This is a genomic window from Methylocystis sp. IM3 (assembly GCF_038070105.1).
In the GTDB taxonomy this organism is placed as follows: domain Bacteria; phylum Pseudomonadota; class Alphaproteobacteria; order Rhizobiales; family Beijerinckiaceae; genus Methylocystis.
Genome location: NZ_JBBPBZ010000002.1, coordinates 1,636,531 through 1,653,191, shown reverse-complemented (window position 1 = coordinate 1,653,191; position 16,661 = coordinate 1,636,531). Strand labels below are relative to the sequence as shown.

General features: G+C 66.6%; 15 protein-coding genes. 10 read left to right on the top strand and 5 right to left on the bottom strand.

The window, feature by feature from the left end; translation table 11 throughout:
• Positions 1 to 212: 212 nt before the first annotated feature.
• A complete protein-coding gene (locus WOC76_RS09910; protein ID WP_341107202.1) occupies positions 213 to 674 on the bottom strand; it encodes an outer membrane protein assembly factor BamE in 462 nt (153 codons plus the stop codon).
• Positions 675 to 895: 221 nt separating this feature from the next.
• On the opposite strand from WOC76_RS09910, the gene WOC76_RS09905 reads away from it, so the two are divergent.
• The 8 genes from WOC76_RS09905 (at position 896) to WOC76_RS09870 (ending at position 9,103) form a co-directional block, all read left to right on the top strand.
• Positions 896 to 1,492: a YceD family protein gene (locus WOC76_RS09905; protein ID WP_341107203.1), complete on the top strand. Its 597-nt coding sequence runs from the start codon at positions 896 to 898 to the stop codon at positions 1,490 to 1,492.
• A gap of 195 nt (positions 1,493 to 1,687) precedes the next feature.
• Positions 1,688 to 2,761, top strand: a complete 1,074-nt coding sequence (gene plsX, locus WOC76_RS09900; protein ID WP_341107205.1) for a phosphate acyltransferase PlsX — start codon at positions 1,688 to 1,690, stop codon at positions 2,759 to 2,761.
• Positions 2,758 to 3,747 (top strand): beta-ketoacyl-ACP synthase III, encoded by a 990-nt coding sequence (locus WOC76_RS09895; protein ID WP_341107207.1) that lies wholly within the window; start codon positions 2,758 to 2,760, stop codon positions 3,745 to 3,747. Before plsX ends, WOC76_RS09895 begins: the two co-directional genes overlap by 4 nt.
• 259 nt (positions 3,748 to 4,006) lie before the next feature.
• Positions 4,007 to 4,501 (top strand): integration host factor subunit alpha, encoded by a 495-nt coding sequence (locus WOC76_RS09890; protein ID WP_341107208.1) that lies wholly within the window; start codon positions 4,007 to 4,009, stop codon positions 4,499 to 4,501.
• A gap of 59 nt (positions 4,502 to 4,560) precedes the next feature.
• A complete protein-coding gene (gene radA / locus WOC76_RS09885; RefSeq protein WP_341108804.1) occupies positions 4,561 to 5,949 on the top strand; it encodes a DNA repair protein RadA in 1,389 nt (462 codons plus the stop codon).
• A 199-nt stretch (positions 5,950 to 6,148) separates the two neighbouring features.
• Positions 6,149 to 6,760, top strand: a complete 612-nt coding sequence (locus tag WOC76_RS09880; RefSeq protein WP_341107209.1) for a CvpA family protein — start codon at positions 6,149 to 6,151, stop codon at positions 6,758 to 6,760.
• 88 nt (positions 6,761 to 6,848) lie between these two features.
• Entirely contained in the window at positions 6,849 to 8,339 is a 1,491-nt protein-coding gene (purF, locus tag WOC76_RS09875; RefSeq protein WP_341107211.1) for an amidophosphoribosyltransferase, read from the top strand.
• A gap of 32 nt (positions 8,340 to 8,371) precedes the next feature.
• A complete protein-coding gene (locus WOC76_RS09870) occupies positions 8,372 to 9,103 on the top strand; it encodes an SDR family NAD(P)-dependent oxidoreductase (protein ID WP_341388184.1) in 732 nt (243 codons plus the stop codon).
• A 32-nt stretch (positions 9,104 to 9,135) separates the two neighbouring features.
• Here WOC76_RS09870 and WOC76_RS09865 read toward each other — a convergent pair whose 3' ends face one another.
• Positions 9,136 to 9,675 (bottom strand): DUF992 domain-containing protein, encoded by a 540-nt coding sequence (locus WOC76_RS09865; protein ID WP_341107212.1) that lies wholly within the window; start codon positions 9,673 to 9,675, stop codon positions 9,136 to 9,138.
• A 293-nt stretch (positions 9,676 to 9,968) separates the two neighbouring features.
• Between WOC76_RS09865 and WOC76_RS09860 the strand changes: the two genes are divergently transcribed.
• Positions 9,969 to 10,811: an EcsC family protein gene (locus WOC76_RS09860; protein ID WP_341107213.1), complete on the top strand. Its 843-nt coding sequence runs from the start codon at positions 9,969 to 9,971 to the stop codon at positions 10,809 to 10,811.
• Here WOC76_RS09860 and WOC76_RS09855 read toward each other — a convergent pair whose 3' ends face one another.
• Both WOC76_RS09855 and WOC76_RS09850 read right to left on the bottom strand, forming a co-directional pair.
• Entirely contained in the window at positions 10,812 to 12,032 is a 1,221-nt protein-coding gene (locus tag WOC76_RS09855) for an alginate O-acetyltransferase AlgX-related protein (RefSeq protein WP_341107215.1), read from the bottom strand.
• 3 nt (positions 12,033 to 12,035) lie between these two features.
• Positions 12,036 to 13,553, bottom strand: a complete 1,518-nt coding sequence (locus WOC76_RS09850) for an MBOAT family O-acyltransferase (RefSeq protein ID WP_341107217.1) — start codon at positions 13,551 to 13,553, stop codon at positions 12,036 to 12,038.
• Between the two features lie 143 nt (positions 13,554 to 13,696).
• On the opposite strand from WOC76_RS09850, the gene tyrS reads away from it, so the two are divergent.
• On the top strand, positions 13,697 to 14,959 hold the full coding sequence (tyrS, locus tag WOC76_RS09845; protein ID WP_341107219.1) for a tyrosine--tRNA ligase: 1,263 nt from the start codon (positions 13,697 to 13,699) through the stop codon (positions 14,957 to 14,959).
• Here tyrS and WOC76_RS09840 read toward each other — a convergent pair.
• On the bottom strand, positions 14,956 to 16,653 hold the full coding sequence (locus WOC76_RS09840; protein WP_341107220.1) for a hypothetical protein: 1,698 nt from the start codon (positions 16,651 to 16,653) through the stop codon (positions 14,956 to 14,958). The two genes, tyrS and WOC76_RS09840, sit on opposite strands and share 4 nt — an antisense overlap.
• Between the last annotated feature and the right edge of the window lie 8 nt (positions 16,654 to 16,661).

Genomic DNA, 16,661 nt, shown 5'->3' with positions numbered 1-16,661 from the left:
GCATAAGCTCCCTTGCTCCGCGAAATGCGGCTCAATCAAGAGCTTACGCGCATGGAACGGCGAAAGAGCGACGCAGACGGCCACGTCCGCGCCACATTGCGGATGGCCGAAACAATCAATAAACTTTTGAAAACAAGGTAAATATTAACTTAATGGACGAGGACTCCCGCCCTCGGCCACATTTGCGCCACAGGCCGCCCGGCCTCGAAGCATCAAAGCGATACCTTCGACAGAAGACTCTGAATCAGGTGATAGTCCGGCCCGGCGACGGGAGTCGTGCGCGACAGGAAATCCACCGGCTTGCCGTCCTCCAGGCCATAGTCCGCGACTCGGGTAACCTTGCGGGATTTGTCGAAATAGACCGCCAGGACGCGTTGGTCCGTGATCTTCTGCGGCATGAAGGCAAGAGAGCGTTCGAGGCGCTGGCTGACGTAATACCAGGCGTCGCCGCCGATGGTGGACGTCGTCGAGGGCGTGCCCAGCGCCTGGATGACCTGCGGCGCCGCCATGCCGGGCTTCACCTGCTCGGCCTTGCGCGTGTCGATGACTGCGCCGCGATTGATGACGCCCTCGTAACCGAGGCAGCCCGCGAGCGACGCCGCAAGGCAAACGGCCGCCGCGGCTCTCACCGCCGCCGCGCCTGAAAAGGAAATGTGCAAGGCCCGCCCCGCCATCATATTCTCCAAGCTATGGCGCAACGCGCGAAAGAGCGCGCGTCCGACGTGATGCTATCGGGCTTGCCTAGCCTTCGATGGACGCGAAAGCAAGCCGGTCGTCTTCCCAGGGACGGCTCGCCAGGGACGGTTCGCGAGGGACGGTTCGCGAGGGACGGCTGGCGCGCGGGCGCCGTTGCCCGTATCTAGATTCGAACGGAACCGGCCGAGGAGTAGAGACGATGACGGACAAAAGACCTGGCGGCGAGGGGGCCGCGCGGGGCGCGCCGCCGCTTTCCCGTCCGCTCCTGCTCGCGGAGATCCCGCCAGAGGGGCTCGAGATCGAGATCGCCGCGTCCGAAACGGAGCGCGACGCGCTCGCGAGGCTCAACGCCATCCCCGCCATCCTTTCGCTCACGGCCGATCTGCGCGCGCGGCGCTGGCGTGGCGACGGCATGGAAGTCTCGGGCGCGTTGCGCGCCCGGGTCCGGCAGACCTGCGTGCTCACGCTGGAGGATTTCGAGGCTGACGTCTTCGAGCCGATCGACGTGCGTTTCGCGCCGCCGCAGGAGGCGCCGCGTCCGCGCTCGAGGCGCCACGAGCCAGAGCCCGAGACGCTGGATCACGATGCGCTCGGCGAGGATCCGCCGGATGAGCTCATCGGCGGCGCCGTCGATCTCGGCGGCGTGGTCGCTGAATTCCTGACGCTGGCGCTCGACCCTTATCCTCACAAGCCCGGCGCGGAGTTCGCGGAGCCGGCGCCCGAGAGCGGCGCCGATGTCGTATCGCCCTTCGCCCAGCTTCGGCCCGCGCGCGGCAAGCCGCCGGCGGAGGGCTGATCCCTCGTCGACTCCGCGTGGCACTTGCGCCCAAGCGCCGCAAATGGCAATCACGCGCGCGGAACAGGCGCCTTGGCGCAGCGCCCGGCCGGCCGAGCAGGCCGACGCGCGCATCTCTTGAAAAATGACAGGCCCAGGCCCGCGCCCCTGAAGGCGCAGCGGCAAGAGCGGCGGCGTTGGGGAGACGGCACGGGAATGGCGGAGAAAGTTCGGATCGCGGTCGACGCGATGGGCGGCGATTTCGGCCCGTCTGTAACGGTTCCCGGCTGCGCTCTCGCCCTCGATCGCAAGCCCGACAGCCGCTTTCTTATCATCGGCGACGAGAGGGCGATTCGCGCCGAACTTGCAAAACACCCCCGTCTCGCAGCGGCTGCGGACGTTCGCCATTCCGACGTGTCGATCCGCATGGACGACAAGCCGAGCCAGGCCTTGCGCTATGGCCGCCGGGTCTCCTCCATGTGGATGGCGATCGAGGCGGTCAAGAGGGGCGAGGCCGACGCCGCGGTTTCGGCGGGCAATACCGGCGCGCTGATGGCGATGTCGAAAATCTGCCTGCGCACCATGCCAGGGGTCGACCGTCCCGCGCTCGCCTGCCTGTGGCCGACGCTTCGCGGCCACTCGATCGTGCTCGATGTCGGCGCCTCGATCGGGGCCAACGCCAGCCATCTCGTCGATCTCGCCATCATGGGCTCGGCCATGGCGCGGGTGATTCTCGAGCTGGAGCGCCCGACCGTCGGCCTGCTCAACGTCGGCACGGAGGAGATCAAGGGCGTCGAGGAAGTGAAGGCCGCCGCCGCCACGCTGCGCGAGTCGAACCTTCCCGGCCTCGATTATGCCGGCTTCGTCGAGGGCGACGGCATCGGCATGGGCGCCGTGGACGTCGTCGTGACGGAAGGCTTCACGGGCAACATCACGCTGAAGACCGCCGAAGGCACCGCCAAGCAGATCGCCGCCTATCTGCGCGCGGCCATGGGCGGTTCGCTGCTTGCAAAGCTCGGCTATCTCCTTGCCCGAGGCGCCTTCGCCGAACTCAAGGGCAAGATGGACACGCGCTCGATTAATGGTGGGGTCTTCCTCGGCCTCGAAGGCGTCGTGATCAAGAGTCACGGCGGAACCGACCATGTCGGCTTCGCCCGCGCGGTCGAGATCGGCCACGACATGGCCAAGAGCGACCTCATGAACCGCATCCGCGACACGGTCGCGCTGGCGCATCGCTTGGGAAGCGGTTCGACCTCCACAGACACTCCCCCGCAGGAAGCCGCCCAGTGACGACGGAACATTCCCTTTTGCGCTCCGTCGTTCTCGGCGTGGGCTCCTATCTCCCTGCCAGAACGCTGACGAATGATGATCTCGCGCGGATGGTGGACACGAGCGACGACTGGATTTTCCAGCGCACGGGCATCAAGGAGCGCCACATCGCCGCGCCGGGCGAAACGACCTCCATGCTCGGCGAGAAAGCCGCCCGCGCGGCGCTCGAGAGCGCCGGCCTTGAGCCGAACGACATCGACCTCATCATTGTCGGCACGTCGACGCCCGACTGGACCTTTCCGTCCACGGCGACGCAGATACAGGCGGCGCTCGGAATAACCCATGGCGTCGCTTTCGACCTTCAGGCCGTCTGCTCGGGTTTCGTGTTCGCGGTGACGACGGCCGACAAATTTCTGCGCTCCGGCTCGCACAAGCGCGCGCTGGTGATCGGCGCCGAAACCTTCTCGCGCATCATAGACTGGGAGGACCGCACGACCTGCGTTCTCTTCGGCGACGGCGCCGGCGCCATGGTGCTGGAGGCGCGCCCCTCCACCGGCGCCATGGACGAGCGCGGCGTCCTCACGACCCATTTGCGCTCGGACGGACGCCATCGCGCGAAGCTTCACGTCGACGGCGGCCCCTCGGCGACCCAGACCGTCGGCCATCTCCGCATGGAGGGCAAGGAAGTCTTCAAATTCGCGGTCGGCAAGGTGACCGACGTCGTCGCCGACGCCTTTGCGGCGACCGGGATCACTCCAGAGCAGATCAACTGGTTCGTGCCTCATCAGGCCAACCGGCGCATCATCGACATGTCGGCGCAAAAACTCGGCATCGCTCCCGAGAAAGTCGTCGCCACGGTGCACCTTCACGGAAACACCTCCGCGGCCAGCGTTCCGCTCGCCCTTTCCGTGGCCGTGGCGGATGGCCGCATCAAAAAGGGCGACCTCGTAATGTTAGAGGCTGTTGGAGGTGGTTTCACCTGGGGCTCAGCGCTAATCCGTTGGTAAGCTTGAGCATTTGCACCTCGCCGAGACAAGGGCGCCAAAGGCAACAGCCTGATTCTGTTACGATTCGTTGCTTCTTTCCTTTATTGCCAAGCTTGCATTTGATCCAATTCTGAAAAAATCTGCGGCTTGACGGCAGGAGACCCGACCAAAGGCGCGGGTTTCCGCCAGGCTGCGGAAGCAACAGGTTTTTTTGCCGGGTCGAGGGCCGGCCAACGTCGTTGCTTCAGGAAAGTTGTTTCTCTGATTGTAGGGCTGAACAATGGCTCAGGCTGAATCCCATTCTTCCGTTTCATCTCTTGCCGCCCAGGACGAAGAAATCAAAACCCTGACGCGCGCCGACCTCGCCGAAGCGCTGCACCGGCGCACCGGCTTCGCCAGGGGGGACGCGGCGAGATACGTCGAGATGGTTCTGGAGGAGATTTTCGACGCCATTACGTCACGCGACGACGTCAAGCTGTCGTCTTTCGGAGCCTTTCAGATTCGCGCCAAACGCGAACGGCAGGGCCGCAATCCCAAGACCGGCGAGGGAGCGAAAATCACCGCCCGGCTGGTGGTGACGTTCAGGCCCTCCAACGTCTTGCGCGCCCGAGTGAACAACAAAGCCGCGGACGCCGAAAGGCGCGAGGGCGACGGCGCCTTGAAGGGTGACGGCCAGGCGACCGGCGGCCAGGCGATCGGCGCCACTGCGGCTGGCTCGCGCGCTTATGGCTCGCGCCGCGGCGACGAACTGCACAGCGACGGCGCGACGCGCTGACCCTGCCCACCTCGCCAGCCGCCCCTTGACAAGGCGCGCTGGCGATGCGCCAAGCGCGCATGGCCAAACCCCGCTCCTCTTTCGTCTGCCAGAACTGCGGCGCCGTCGCGTCGCGCTGGCAGGGTCGCTGCGAAGCCTGCGGCGAATGGAACGCCATCGTCGAGGAAAGCGACCCCGGCCCGGCCGCCGTGCGCGCGACCCGCGGCAGGGCCTTCGAACTCGAGGGCCTCGCGGGATCCGATAAGCCGGCGGCGCGCATCGTCACTGGCATAGATGAATTCGACCGGGTCACCGGCGGCGGCTTCGTGCCCGGCTCGGTGCTGCTCCTCGGGGGCGAGCCCGGCATCGGCAAATCCACGCTTCTCATACAGGCCTGCGCCGCGCTGGCGCGGCGCGGCGCCCGCGTGATCTACATTTCTGGCGAGGAGGCCGTGGCGCAGGTTCGGCTGCGCGCCGGCCGTCTCGATTTGTCCGACGCTGCGGTCGAGCTCGCCTCGGCGACGCAGGTGGAGGACATTCTCGCCACCTGCGCCACGGGCAAGCGCGCGGCGCTGATCATCATCGACTCGATCCAGACCATGCACACGGAGGTCGCGCCCTCGGCGCCGGGCACTGTGACGCAGGTGCGGGCCAGCGCCCAGGCGCTGCTGCGCTACGCCAAGACGAGCGGCTCGACGATCATCCTCGTGGGTCACGTCACCAAGGATGGGCAGGTCGCGGGACCGCGCGTCGTCGAGCACATGGTTGACGCCGTCCTGTCCTTCGAGGGAGACGCCGCGCATCACTTCCGCATGCTGCGCGCCTCGAAGAACCGCTTCGGCGCGACCGGGGAGATCGGCGTTTTCGAAATGACGGGGCGCGGCCTCGCAGAGGTTGCGAACCCTTCCGCGCTGTTCCTCGCGGGACGCGACGCCTCGGCGCCGGGCGCCGCCGTTTTCGCCGGGATGGAAGGTCAGCGGCCGATGCTGATCGAGATTCAGGCGCTCGTCGCGCCGACCTCGCTCGGCACGCCGCGCCGCGCCGTCGTCGGCTTCGACCAGAGCCGGCTGTCGATGATTCTCGCCGTTCTCGAAGCCCATGGCGGCCTCAAGCTCGGCATGCATGATGTCTACCTCAATGTCGCCGGCGGGCTGCGCGCCGACGAACCGGCCGGCGACCTCGCCGCCGCGGCGGCGCTGGTTTCGTCCCTCACCGGCGCGGTGCTGCCCGCCGATCAGGCGTTTTTCGGAGAGATCGGGCTCTCGGGGGCGATCCGGCCAGTGATCCACGCCGGCATGCGGCTGCGCGAGGCGGCGAAGCTCGGCTTCCATCAGGCAGTGCTCGCGCAAGCTCAGCAGATCAACGAAGATGACCGGCGCATCGGTTTGAAGCTGCGGCCCTGCGCCGACGTGGGCCAGCTGGTGGCGGCCATCGCCCAGACCGCGCCCCGGTCGCGCGGCGGCGCGTGAGGCGATTTAACCTTTATGCTTTCCGCCGGCGGTTGAGTTGCGCTAGAAGCATGCGGTCACGACCGCCGGGGCGAGACCCCGCCGAGGTCCGGAAGCGACGGCGCTTTGCAGAATGCCGCGACGGGGCGCGCCCCGCGCGACGGCCTTTGGGCATTTGCCCGGAATCACGAGCGTCACGGCGACAAGGAAGAGGACTGCGATGCCGTCATACCTTGATCTGGCAGTTATTATCATCGTGCTGATCTCGGGCATGCTCGCCCTGCTGCGCGGATTCACGCGCGAAGTTCTGGCGATTGCGTCCTGGGTGGCGGCGGCCGCTGCGGCCTATTATCTCCACCCCATGGCCCTGCCCTATTTGAAGCCATACATCTCGAAGGACGAGATCGCGCTCGCGGCGTCGGTCGCGGCGGTGTTCTTCGTGGCGCTGGTCGTCGTGTCGCTGTTCACGGTGAAGCTCTCCGACCTGATCCTCGACTCCAAGATCGGGGCGCTGGATCGGTCGCTCGGCTTCGTCTTCGGCGCGGTGCGCGGGCTGCTGCTCGCCATCGTCGCCTTCGTCTTCTACAGCTGGCTGGTCCCGGACGCCAATCAGCCAGAATGGGTGCGCAACGCCCGCGCCAAGCCGATCCTCAATGCCGGCGGCGACAAGCTGCGCGAAATGCTGCCCGACGACATCGACACGATCATCGCCAAGATCAAGGCCAAGAAGGGCGGTCATCATCCGGCGGAGGAGACGCCGCCGTCGGAGGCGGAGCCCGAGAAGGCCGAGATGCCGGCGCCCGACAAGGAGCCGGCGGGAGAAAAGCAGTAAGCGCAACCGCGCGGGCGGCTTGCGATTGGCGAGCAGACAGGCAAAGCTGACGCTTGCGGCGGCGGGCGCGAGGCATGGGAGACGACGGATGACCGAATCGACGCATCATCAACACCTTCCCAGCCAGCTGGAGACGACCGACGATCTCGACGGCGACAGGCTGCGCGAATATTGCGGCGTGTTTGGCGTCTTCGACCTGCCGGACGCCGCAGCGATCACCGCGCTCGGCCTGCACGCGCTTCAGCATCGCGGCCAGGAGGCCGCCGGCATCGTGAGCTTCGACGCCGGCCGCTTCCACGGCGAACGCCGGCTCGGCCTCGTCGGCGACCATTTCTCCAAGGAAAGCACGATCAAGCGCCTGCCCGGCTCGGCGGCGATCGGCCATGTGCGCTACGCCACGACCGGCGAGACCATGCTGCGCAACGTCCAGCCGCTTTTCGCCGAGCTGAACACCGGCGGCTTCGCCGTCGCGCACAATGGCAATCTCACCAACGCCCAGGCGCTGCGCCGCGATCTCATCAAGGAAGGCGCGATCTTCCAGTCCACCTCCGACACGGAGGTGATTCTTCATCTTGTGGCGAGGAGCCGCAAGACGCAGCTCATCGACCGGTTCATCGAGGCGCTGCGCACCATCGAGGGCGCCTATTCGCTGGTCGCGCTGACGAACAAGAAGCTGATCGGCGCCCGCGATCCGCTCGGCATCCGCCCGCTCGTCATCGGCGAGCTCGACGGCAAATATATTCTCGCTTCGGAGACCTGCGCCCTCGACATCATCGGCGCGCGCTTCGTCCGCGACGTGAGGAACGGCGAAATCGTCGTCATTTCGGATAGCGGACTCGAGAGCCTGGAGCCCTTCCCGCCGCAGGCGATGCGCCCCTGCATCTTCGAATATATCTACTTCGCCCGGCCCGACTCCGTCGTGCATGGCCGCCCGGTCTATGAGGTGCGCAAGGCCATGGGCCGCGAGCTCGCGCGCGAGAAGCCCATTGCGGCCGACGTGGTCGTGCCGGTGCCGGACTCAGGCGTGCCGGCGGCGCTCGGCTATTCCCAGCAATCGGGCATCCCCTTCGAACTCGGCATCATCCGCAACCATTATGTCGGCCGCACCTTCATCCAGCCGACGCAATCGGTGCGCGAGGTCGGCGTGCGCATGAAGCACAGCGCCAATCGTTGCGTCGTCGAAGGCAAGCGCGTCATCCTCATCGACGACTCCATCGTGCGCGGCACCACCTCGGTCAAAATCGTACAGATGATGCGCGACGCGGGCGCGACGGAGGTGCATTTCCTCATCTCCTCGCCGCCGATCACCCATCCGGATTATTACGGCATCGACACCCCGCAGAAGGACAAGCTCCTCGCCGCGACGCATACGCTCGAGGAAATGCGCGCCTATGTTGGCTGTGATTCGCTGGCGTTCCTCTCGGTTGACGGCATTTACCGCGCCATGGGCTATCCCGGCCGGGACAACGCCCGCCCGCAATTCACCGACCACTGCTTCACCGGGGATTATCCCACCTCGCTGACTGACCTCGTGGAAGAGAACCGCGCGCAAGTCTCGCTGCTTGCAGAGGCAAGCTGAGAAAACGCGCCCGAGGGACGGAACGCTCGATATTGTCTACATCCCGCATCGCCCTAGTCACCGGCGCGTCGCGCGGCATTGGCCGCGCCATCGCTCTCGAACTCGCGCGCAATGGCGTCCATGTCGTCGCGCTCGCGCGCACGCAGGGCGCGCTCGAGGAACTCGATGACGAGATTCGCGCGATGGGCGCGGAGGCGACCCTCGTTCCTTGCGACGTGACGGATTTCGACGCGCTCGACCGGCTCGGCGCGGCGCTGTTCCAAAGATGGGGGAAGCTCGACGTCTTCGTCGGCAACGCTGGCGTGCTCGGCCCCCTATCGCCGCTAGCGCATGTCGATGTGAAGGACTGGAACCGCGTCATGGCGGTCAATGTCACCGCCAACTGGCGCCTTATCCGCTCGCTCGATCCTCTGCTGCGCGCTTCCAGCGCCGGACGGGTGGTTTTCGTGACGTCGAGCGCCGCCTACAAGGCGCAACCCTATTGGGGACCTTACGCCGTCTCGAAGGCGGCGTTGGAGGCCATGGCGCGCACCTATGCGGCCGAGACAAGGGACACGGGCGTGACGGTCATGATCGCCAACCCTGGCCGGATGCGGACGCGCATGCGCGCCCAGGCCATGCCGGGCGAAAATCCGGCGACCGTGCCTGCCCCCGAGGATTTCGCAAAAAAATGCCTCCCGCTCCTTGCGGCCGAATGGGCCGAGAGCGGGAGGCTCTATGATTTTCCCACGGACCGGCTGATGGAATTTCACCGGCCGGCGTGAGCGGCGCGGGGCCGCGCCCCGCGCCCGCGCCATCAATGATGATGATGGCGGCGATGCTTCCGGACGACCGGCGCCGGGGGCGGCGGCGGCGGCACATAGGTCAGCGTCAGGCTTTCGACGCCCGCGTTCCAGCCGAGACCCGAGCCCGCTTCGATATTGAAAGGCTGCAGGGAGAAGGTGTTGTCGGAGCCGCCGACCAGCATCGCGCCGCCGCCGCCCACGCCGATCTTGGCCGACACATTCGGGCCCATGTAATTGCCGGCGAGCGCGCCGGGGCCAACCTGGCCCGTCGCCGCGACGACGCCCCACGCCAGTTCGCCCTGGCCGTTGATCGAAATGTTCGGGCCGACCTTGGTCAGCGTGCCGGTGTAGTGCGACGGCGTCGCGCCTTCCGCATCGTCCGAATAGGTGCAGTCAATCTGCTGGTTCTCGATGAGAACGCTCAGGCCGTTGCCGAGCAGGCGGCACTGAAGGGTGCCGACCCGGTCGCCAGCGGAAGCGGCGGCGGGAGCCATGAGCGCCAAAACGCAGGCGCCGCCCAAAATGTGACCCAGCTTGAAACGGGTGGACATTGAAACTCCTCCTCTTTTTCCCTTCGGGCTCAAGGGCCCTTTTCGCGATCGCAGGTGAATCTGAAACTGCGACGCATGGGACGCCCTTATAGGACATCCAACGAGATCGCTACAGTGTTAGCCCGCGAAGAATGCGCTTGCCTTGCGCCCGCGCACGTCGCGGCGCGGCGGAACCTCGAGAATCGCCAGCTTGCCCAAGCTCTTGCCGAGAGGCCGCCAATAACCGATCTTGTCGGAGCGTCCTTGGCGCGCCTTACAATGCGGCACTCGGACGCGGCGGGGAGAGGAGACTCATGAGCGCAAAACTTCCTGTTTTGTATCAGGCGGGCCTCTCCGGCTCGGACCGAGAATCGCTCCGGGCCGCTGTGGCGGCGCTGGAGAGGCAGAGTTTCGCCAGCCGGATCGCGCGCCTCACAGGGCGGCAGGTGGGGCTGTTCGGCCAGTCCCTGCCCCCGGAGCTCCATCAGGCGGCGCTGAACGCCGCGCAACGGGCGCTCTCGGTCGCCCTCAATGTCGCGCTGTCCAGTCTCGAAGGCGCGCCCAGGGGCGATACGACCCGCTTCCATCGCCGTCTTGCGGCCTTCGCCGGCGGCGTGGGCGGCGCCGTCGGGCTTGCCGGCCTGCCCATCGAACTGCCGCTGTCGACGACGATCATGCTGCGCTCGATCGCCGACATCGCCCGCAACGAGGGCGAGAACCTGCGCGAGCCTGAGACGGGTCTCGCCTGCCTCGAGGTCTTCGCGCTGGGCGGGCACGCGGGAGACAATGTGCTCGAGGGCGGCTATCTCGCCATTCGCGGCCTGCTGGCGAAATCCGTGAGCGACGCCGCGCGCTTCGTCGCCGCGCGCGGCATGGCGCAGGAGAGCGCGCCCGCGCTGGCGCGCTTCCTGAGCCAGCTTTCTTCGCGCTTCGGCATGGTCGTCTCGCAGAAAGCGGCGGCGCAGGCGGCTCCGGTTGTGGGCGCCTTGAGCGGCGCGGCGATCAATCTGGCCTTCACCGAGCATTTTCAGACGCTGGCGCGTGGGCATTTCACCATGCGCCGGCTGGAACGGGTCTATGATCCCGTGATGGTGCGCGCGGAATATGCACGAATCGCCCGCGAGGAAGGCTATTGGGAGGCCCCGGCGGGGGCCTGATCATCGCGTCGCGGCGGCCAGCAGGTCCGGAACCTGGCCCATCTCGCCGATCACCGCCTCGTTCTCTTCGAGCAGAACGACCTCGGAGGCGGCGAAACCGCGCTGGAATTCGCTGTCCTTCGCGATCGTGTCGTCGATCGGCTGGTTGAAATCCTCGGCACGGTTCGCAAGGCGTCTCCAGCGCAGCGATTCTCCCGGCCGCGCGCCCTTCATGTAATGCCAATAGTCGATCTGCGCTCCGCAGGGGGCGTCCGCCAGATCGATGAGCGCCTCGATGAGAAAGCTGCCGCCGACGGCGAAGAGCCGGGGCGGCTTATCGCAAGCGCGGGCGCTCCTGCCGGTGACGGCCGCCGAAGGATAACGCCAGTCCGACCACAGGAGATTGAGGAGCCTGAGCAGATCGATGTCGGCGCCCGCCGCCTCGTCGCGCTTCCGCCAGTCGAAATCGTAGGCGGGAAGCGCCGTGGCCTTGCCCTCGTTCAGCCGCTGCGTGAATGCGCGTGTCGCAATCGCCGCGCCGAGCACATTCCAATGCGTGCCGCCGGGCGGAAAGAGGTCGATCGCATAATCCGGCGCAGCCGCCCGCGAGAGAGACGCCCCGTCGATATAGGCGACGCCGCGCGCATCGAGCGCCGCGAGATAGGGCGCGAGCTTGTCGGTCGAACCGCGCGCCAGAGCGGGGCAACTGATCTTCTCGGGAAGATAGCGGCTGTACAAAGGCGCTTTCGACGGCGAAATTAGATAGACGAACGCCTTCCCTTTCGCCCCGGCGGCGTCCTGTATGCCCCGAATCCGCGACGCCCAGGCGTCAACGGCGGCCGGATCGGGCGCAGCCCCGCGCGCGCAGAACTCGTCGATGTAGTATTTTTCGAAGAGATGCCGCTCGCGCCCGATGACGATATCGGGCGCCCCCGAAACGCCGAGGACGGAAAAGAGAAACTGGTTTCTGATCCGCACCGCCAGGGGAAACACCGGCTGGAGTTGGCCAACGGACGACGAGACGGCCTTCTGCGTCTCGCCCGCCAGAAAGGCGCTGACGCTCCAGGGCGCCGGCTGCGGCGGGACGACGCCCCATAGAGGCTGGGAGCTTCGAATGCGCAGCTTCGGCCAGTCGGTCGAGACGGCGAGATTCCAGGCGTTGACCAGCAGCAGCGCGAAGAGAAAACCTGCACAGCCGAGAATCGGCAGGCGTTGGACATAGAGAAGGCGGGCGCGCGTCATGGCCTAGAACCGGAAGTAGATGAAGGGCTTGAAGGGCTCGGCCAGCCCCTTGGCCAGCGCCGCCAGAAAGAGCAGCGCCAGCGCGCTGTTGGCGAGGAAGGCGTGGCGACGCGCGAGCGCCAGCCAGTCGATCCCCTTCTCCACGCCGAGGCGCTGCAAGATGCAGACGCCGCCCGCGACGAACGCCATCGCGACGACTTGCGGAGGGGCCACGACGGCCGCGTCGCCCGCGGCCCAGGGGCGCATCATGACGGACAGGAAAGCGCTCGCCTGCGCCATCGACGCGGCGCGAAACACCGCCCACCCGACCATGACGACGAGCAGGGTCACGATATTTGCGAGCCAGTCCGGCAGTCGCTTCAGTCGGTCGAGCAGGAACAGCCGGTCGAGAACGAGAAAGGCGCCGTTGTAAACGCCCCAGAAGACAAAGGGCCAGGCGGCCCCGTGCCAGACGCCCGACGCGAGAAAGCAGATCCACAGATTGAGATAGGTGCGAACTTCGCCCTTCCGGTTTCCGCCCAGCGGAAAATAGAGATACTCGCGAATCCAGCCCGTGAGCGACATGTGCCAGCGCCGCCAGAAATCGGTGACGCTGGTGGCGATGTAGGGCATGTTGAAATTCTCGAGCAGGCGGAAGCCGAACATGCGCGCGAGTCCGATCGCCATGTCCGAATAGCTCGAAAAATCGAAATAGATTTGCAGCGTGAAGAAAGCGACGCCCATCCAGGCGCCGGCGAAGCCGAGAGACGCCGCGTCGCGGGCGAAGAGGGCGTCCGCGCCGCTCGCCATCACATCGGCGATCAGGACCTTTTTGACGACCCCTAGCATGAAGCGCGAAAAGCCGTTGACGAAATCGTCCATGCCAGCGCGCGGACAGGCTTCGAACTGCCCCACGATGTCGTGATATTTGATGATCGGCCCGGCGAGCAGCTTGGGGAAGAAGAAGACGTAAAGCGCATAAAGCAGCGGCCCCCGCGCCGGCGCCGTCACGCCGCGATAGACGTCCACGAGATAAGTGATCTTCTCGAAGACGATGAAACTGACGCCGATGGGCAGAGCAATCGCCGGAATGTTGAGCCCTGGCAGGGTCAGCGCGCGCAACAGCGCGTCGAGGTTGAGCGCGAGAAAGCCCGTGTATTTGTAGTAGACGAGAATGGCCACATTGGCCGCGACGCCAAAGGCGAGCCAGCGCCGGGCCGCCTCCTGCGCGCCTTTTTCCCCGCTCGCCGCGTCGTGAACGGCCAGATCGCCCGCGCCGCGCGCCTGCGCGGCGACAAATCCTGCGGCGGGTTGCGGCGCGGCGCGGGCCTTGAGCATAGAGATCCGCCGCGCCACGTAGAGATCCATCGCGACCGAGGCGAAGACTACGAAAATAAAAGCCGGCTCCCGCCAGCTGTAGAAGATGATGCTGGCGACGAGCAGCAGTAGCGCGCGCATATGGGGCCGCGCGCCAAGCAGGACGTAGGCGAGATAAACCGCCGGTCCAAATATGAACAGGAACAGCGGTTCGTAGAACAGCATTCAGGACTCTGAGGTTGCGTCGGGGCAAGCCGCCGGCGGACGTCCGGCTTCTACCAAATGCCGGCACGGAGCGGAACCCTGAGCCTCATCGAACCGGCGCGCCGTCTTGCGCACAGGCTTTCGAGCCCCTATCACCCTGCCCCATGGCCGACGATTTCTCCCCCAAATCCGACTTTTTGCGCGTGCTCATGCAGCGCGGCTTCGTTCACCAGTGTTCGGACTTCGCCGGGCTCGACGAAAAGGCCGCCGCCGGCGGGCTCGCCGCCTATATCGGCTTCGACTGCACGGCCCCCTCGCTGCATGTCGGCTCGCTGCTGCCGATCATGATGCTCGCCTGGCTTCAGCGGACGGGCGGACGGGCGCTGCCGCTCATGGGTGGCGGCACCACCCGCGTCGGCGATCCTTCCGGAAAGGACGAGAGCCGCAAGCTGCTGACGGTCGAGCAGATCGACTCGAACAAGGCCTCGATCCGCCGCGTCTTCGAGCGGTTTCTGACCTTCGGCGACGGCCCCGCCGACGCGCTGATGCTCGACAACGCCGAATGGCTCGCGGGGCTGAACTACATCGAGTTCCTGCGCGACGTGGGCCGGCACTTCTCGGTCAACCGCATGCTCACCATGGACTCCGTAAAGCTGAGGCTCGAGCGCGAGCACGAACTCTCCTTCATCGAATTCAACTATATGTGCCTGCAGGCTTACGATTTCGTCGAGGTGAACCGGCGCCACGGCGCGCTGCTGCAAATGGGCGGCTCCGACCAGTGGGGCAATATCGTCACCGGTCTCGACCTCGGGCGGCGCATGGGAACGCCGCAGCTCTACGCCCTGACCTCGCCGCTTCTGACCACCGCCTCGGGCGCCAAGATGGGCAAGACGGCGGCGGGCGCGGTCTGGCTCAACGCCGAGATGCTGTCGCCCTATGATTACTGGCAATATTGGCGCAACACCGAGGACGCCGACGTCGCCCGCTTCCTGAAGCTCTTCACCTTCCTCCCGATGGAGGAGATCGCGCGGCTTGCGGCGCTTCAGGGCGCGGAAATCAACGAGGCGAAGAAGACCCTCGCCACCGAGGCGACGGCGCTGGTCCATGGCCGCGACGCCGCTGAACAGGCCGCCGAGACGGCGCGGGCGACCTTCGAGGAGGGCGCCCTGGCGCTGTCCTTGCCAAAGGTCGCCATTTCCGCCGAGGAGATCGCCGCCGGCCTCGGCGTGCTGTCGGCCTTCGTCAAGGCGGGGCTCGTCGCCTCGACGGGCGAAGCGCGCCGCCAGATCAAGGGCGGCGGCCTGCGCGTCAACGACGCCGTGGTGACGGACGAGCGCGGGACTCTCTCCGAAAAGGACTTCGAGAAGGACGGCGTCGCGAAACTTTCCCTCGGCAAGAAGAAGCACGTCCTGCTGGAGCGCTGTTAAGACGCCTTCGCCGGCGTGGCTCCGACGCCGTCAAGATGCACCCGCCGCGCCTCCAGCGCCGGGCCGGACTCCCACTGCCAATACCGGCGCGACACGCCCGAGGGATCGCGTGGGCGGCCCTCCGCCTCGCGCTCGTGCTGCCACGCCATGTCATAGGGGGCCGCCGATTCCGCCGCGAAATAGGCGGGCTTCTTGCCGTGATGGGCGGGGCCGGCGGCGTGAATCGTGCAGGTCGGACGCGCCGGATCGAGATGGTTCAGGACCACCGGCTCGTCCTGAACGCGGACCTCGGTCACCTGCTGGATGAACCAATATTCCGCCGTATCCGCCGGCGCGCCATTTCGGCGCCTGCGGCTGGCGATCCGCGCCGCGACCAGCGGGAACTGTCTTTCGACCCGGTCATGGGAGACGACTCGCGTCGGCCCATAAAGCGTCGTCGCCGAGCGCGTGGTGTGATCGTCGTAAATCAGCAAGGCGGAGTGCGGATTGGACCAGAGCTTCGCCGCATGCCCATGCACGGCGTTGCCGGTAAAATAGGGGATGAGCACAAAGGTCCGCCTGCCCTTCTGAGCCACGAAGCCGGCGAGGCCGATGTCGCCGTTGCGCGGCGAAACGCCCGGCAGGCCAGACGCCGAAACCGTCGCCTGGAAGATTTCGAATTGCGCCCCGACCAGCAGGTCGAGCGGCAGGCTCGGCGACCAGGCGTGCGGCCAGGCGGCGCGCGCGGGCGCCGGCGCGGCCGGGCGCTTGACGAAGAGATTTTGCGAACACTGCGTAAAGGCTTCCTCGACGCCGCCGACGAGAAAGCGGAGCTCGGCGTTCATTCGGTCCGCGGCCCGGCGCCAGGGTTCGAGTTCGTCCGCCGCCAGCGCATAGTCATGGAGGAGCTCGTCGGGCGTGAGCGCCTCGACGCCAAAGAGCGTGACATGCAGCCCCATCGCGTCCGGGTCGTAAGGGTGGAGCGCGAGAATGGCGAGTTTGCCGCTCTCCAGCGCCGCCTGCGCCACCTCGAGCGAAGCGCCGAGTGCGCCGCGCCGCCGGGCGCGAACGCGGCTTTCGGCGCTGCGCATCGCCTCCCCGGCCATCAGGCGCCGGTAAGAGGCAGGCGCCGGGCCGCGCCCGGAAAGCCAGCGTTCGAGCCGCGCCTGTTCGCCAGCCTGACCAAGCCTCGGCAGGAAGAGCGGCGTCGCGACCGTCTGGTGGTCCAGAACGAGGATTGGCCCCGCGCCGTGGATTGATTCCGACGCCGCCATGACCACCTCGCGCCGCCGCCCCCACAAGCCGCCGCGTGGCCTGGACCCGGCTCCGAGAATGGCGAGCGTCGCCGTCTGGGCGAAAACGCCCATGGTCGGGTTGAGATATTGGCGATACTGGCGGCGATAGAAATTGTCCGCCCCTTTGGCGACCACGGCCGTCTTGTCGCGATCCGCCCCGGCGAGCTGCGCGCCGATCGCATATTGCAGGACATGCTCGGCCGCCGGGCCCGGCGCCTCCGGGCGGCGCAGCCATTTTTCCGCGAGGCGCTCACGCAGGGCCGGCGGCGCGGCGCAGGCGAGGCGATGGAGCAGCGTATAGGCGCGGGAGATTTTGTAGGGGTCGGACGGACTCGCCCGCAAGACCTCCAGAGAGCCGCCCGGAGCTCGGACGAGACGGGAAACCGCATCGACCCCAGCATGATAAACAGTAAAGTTCATGATCTATA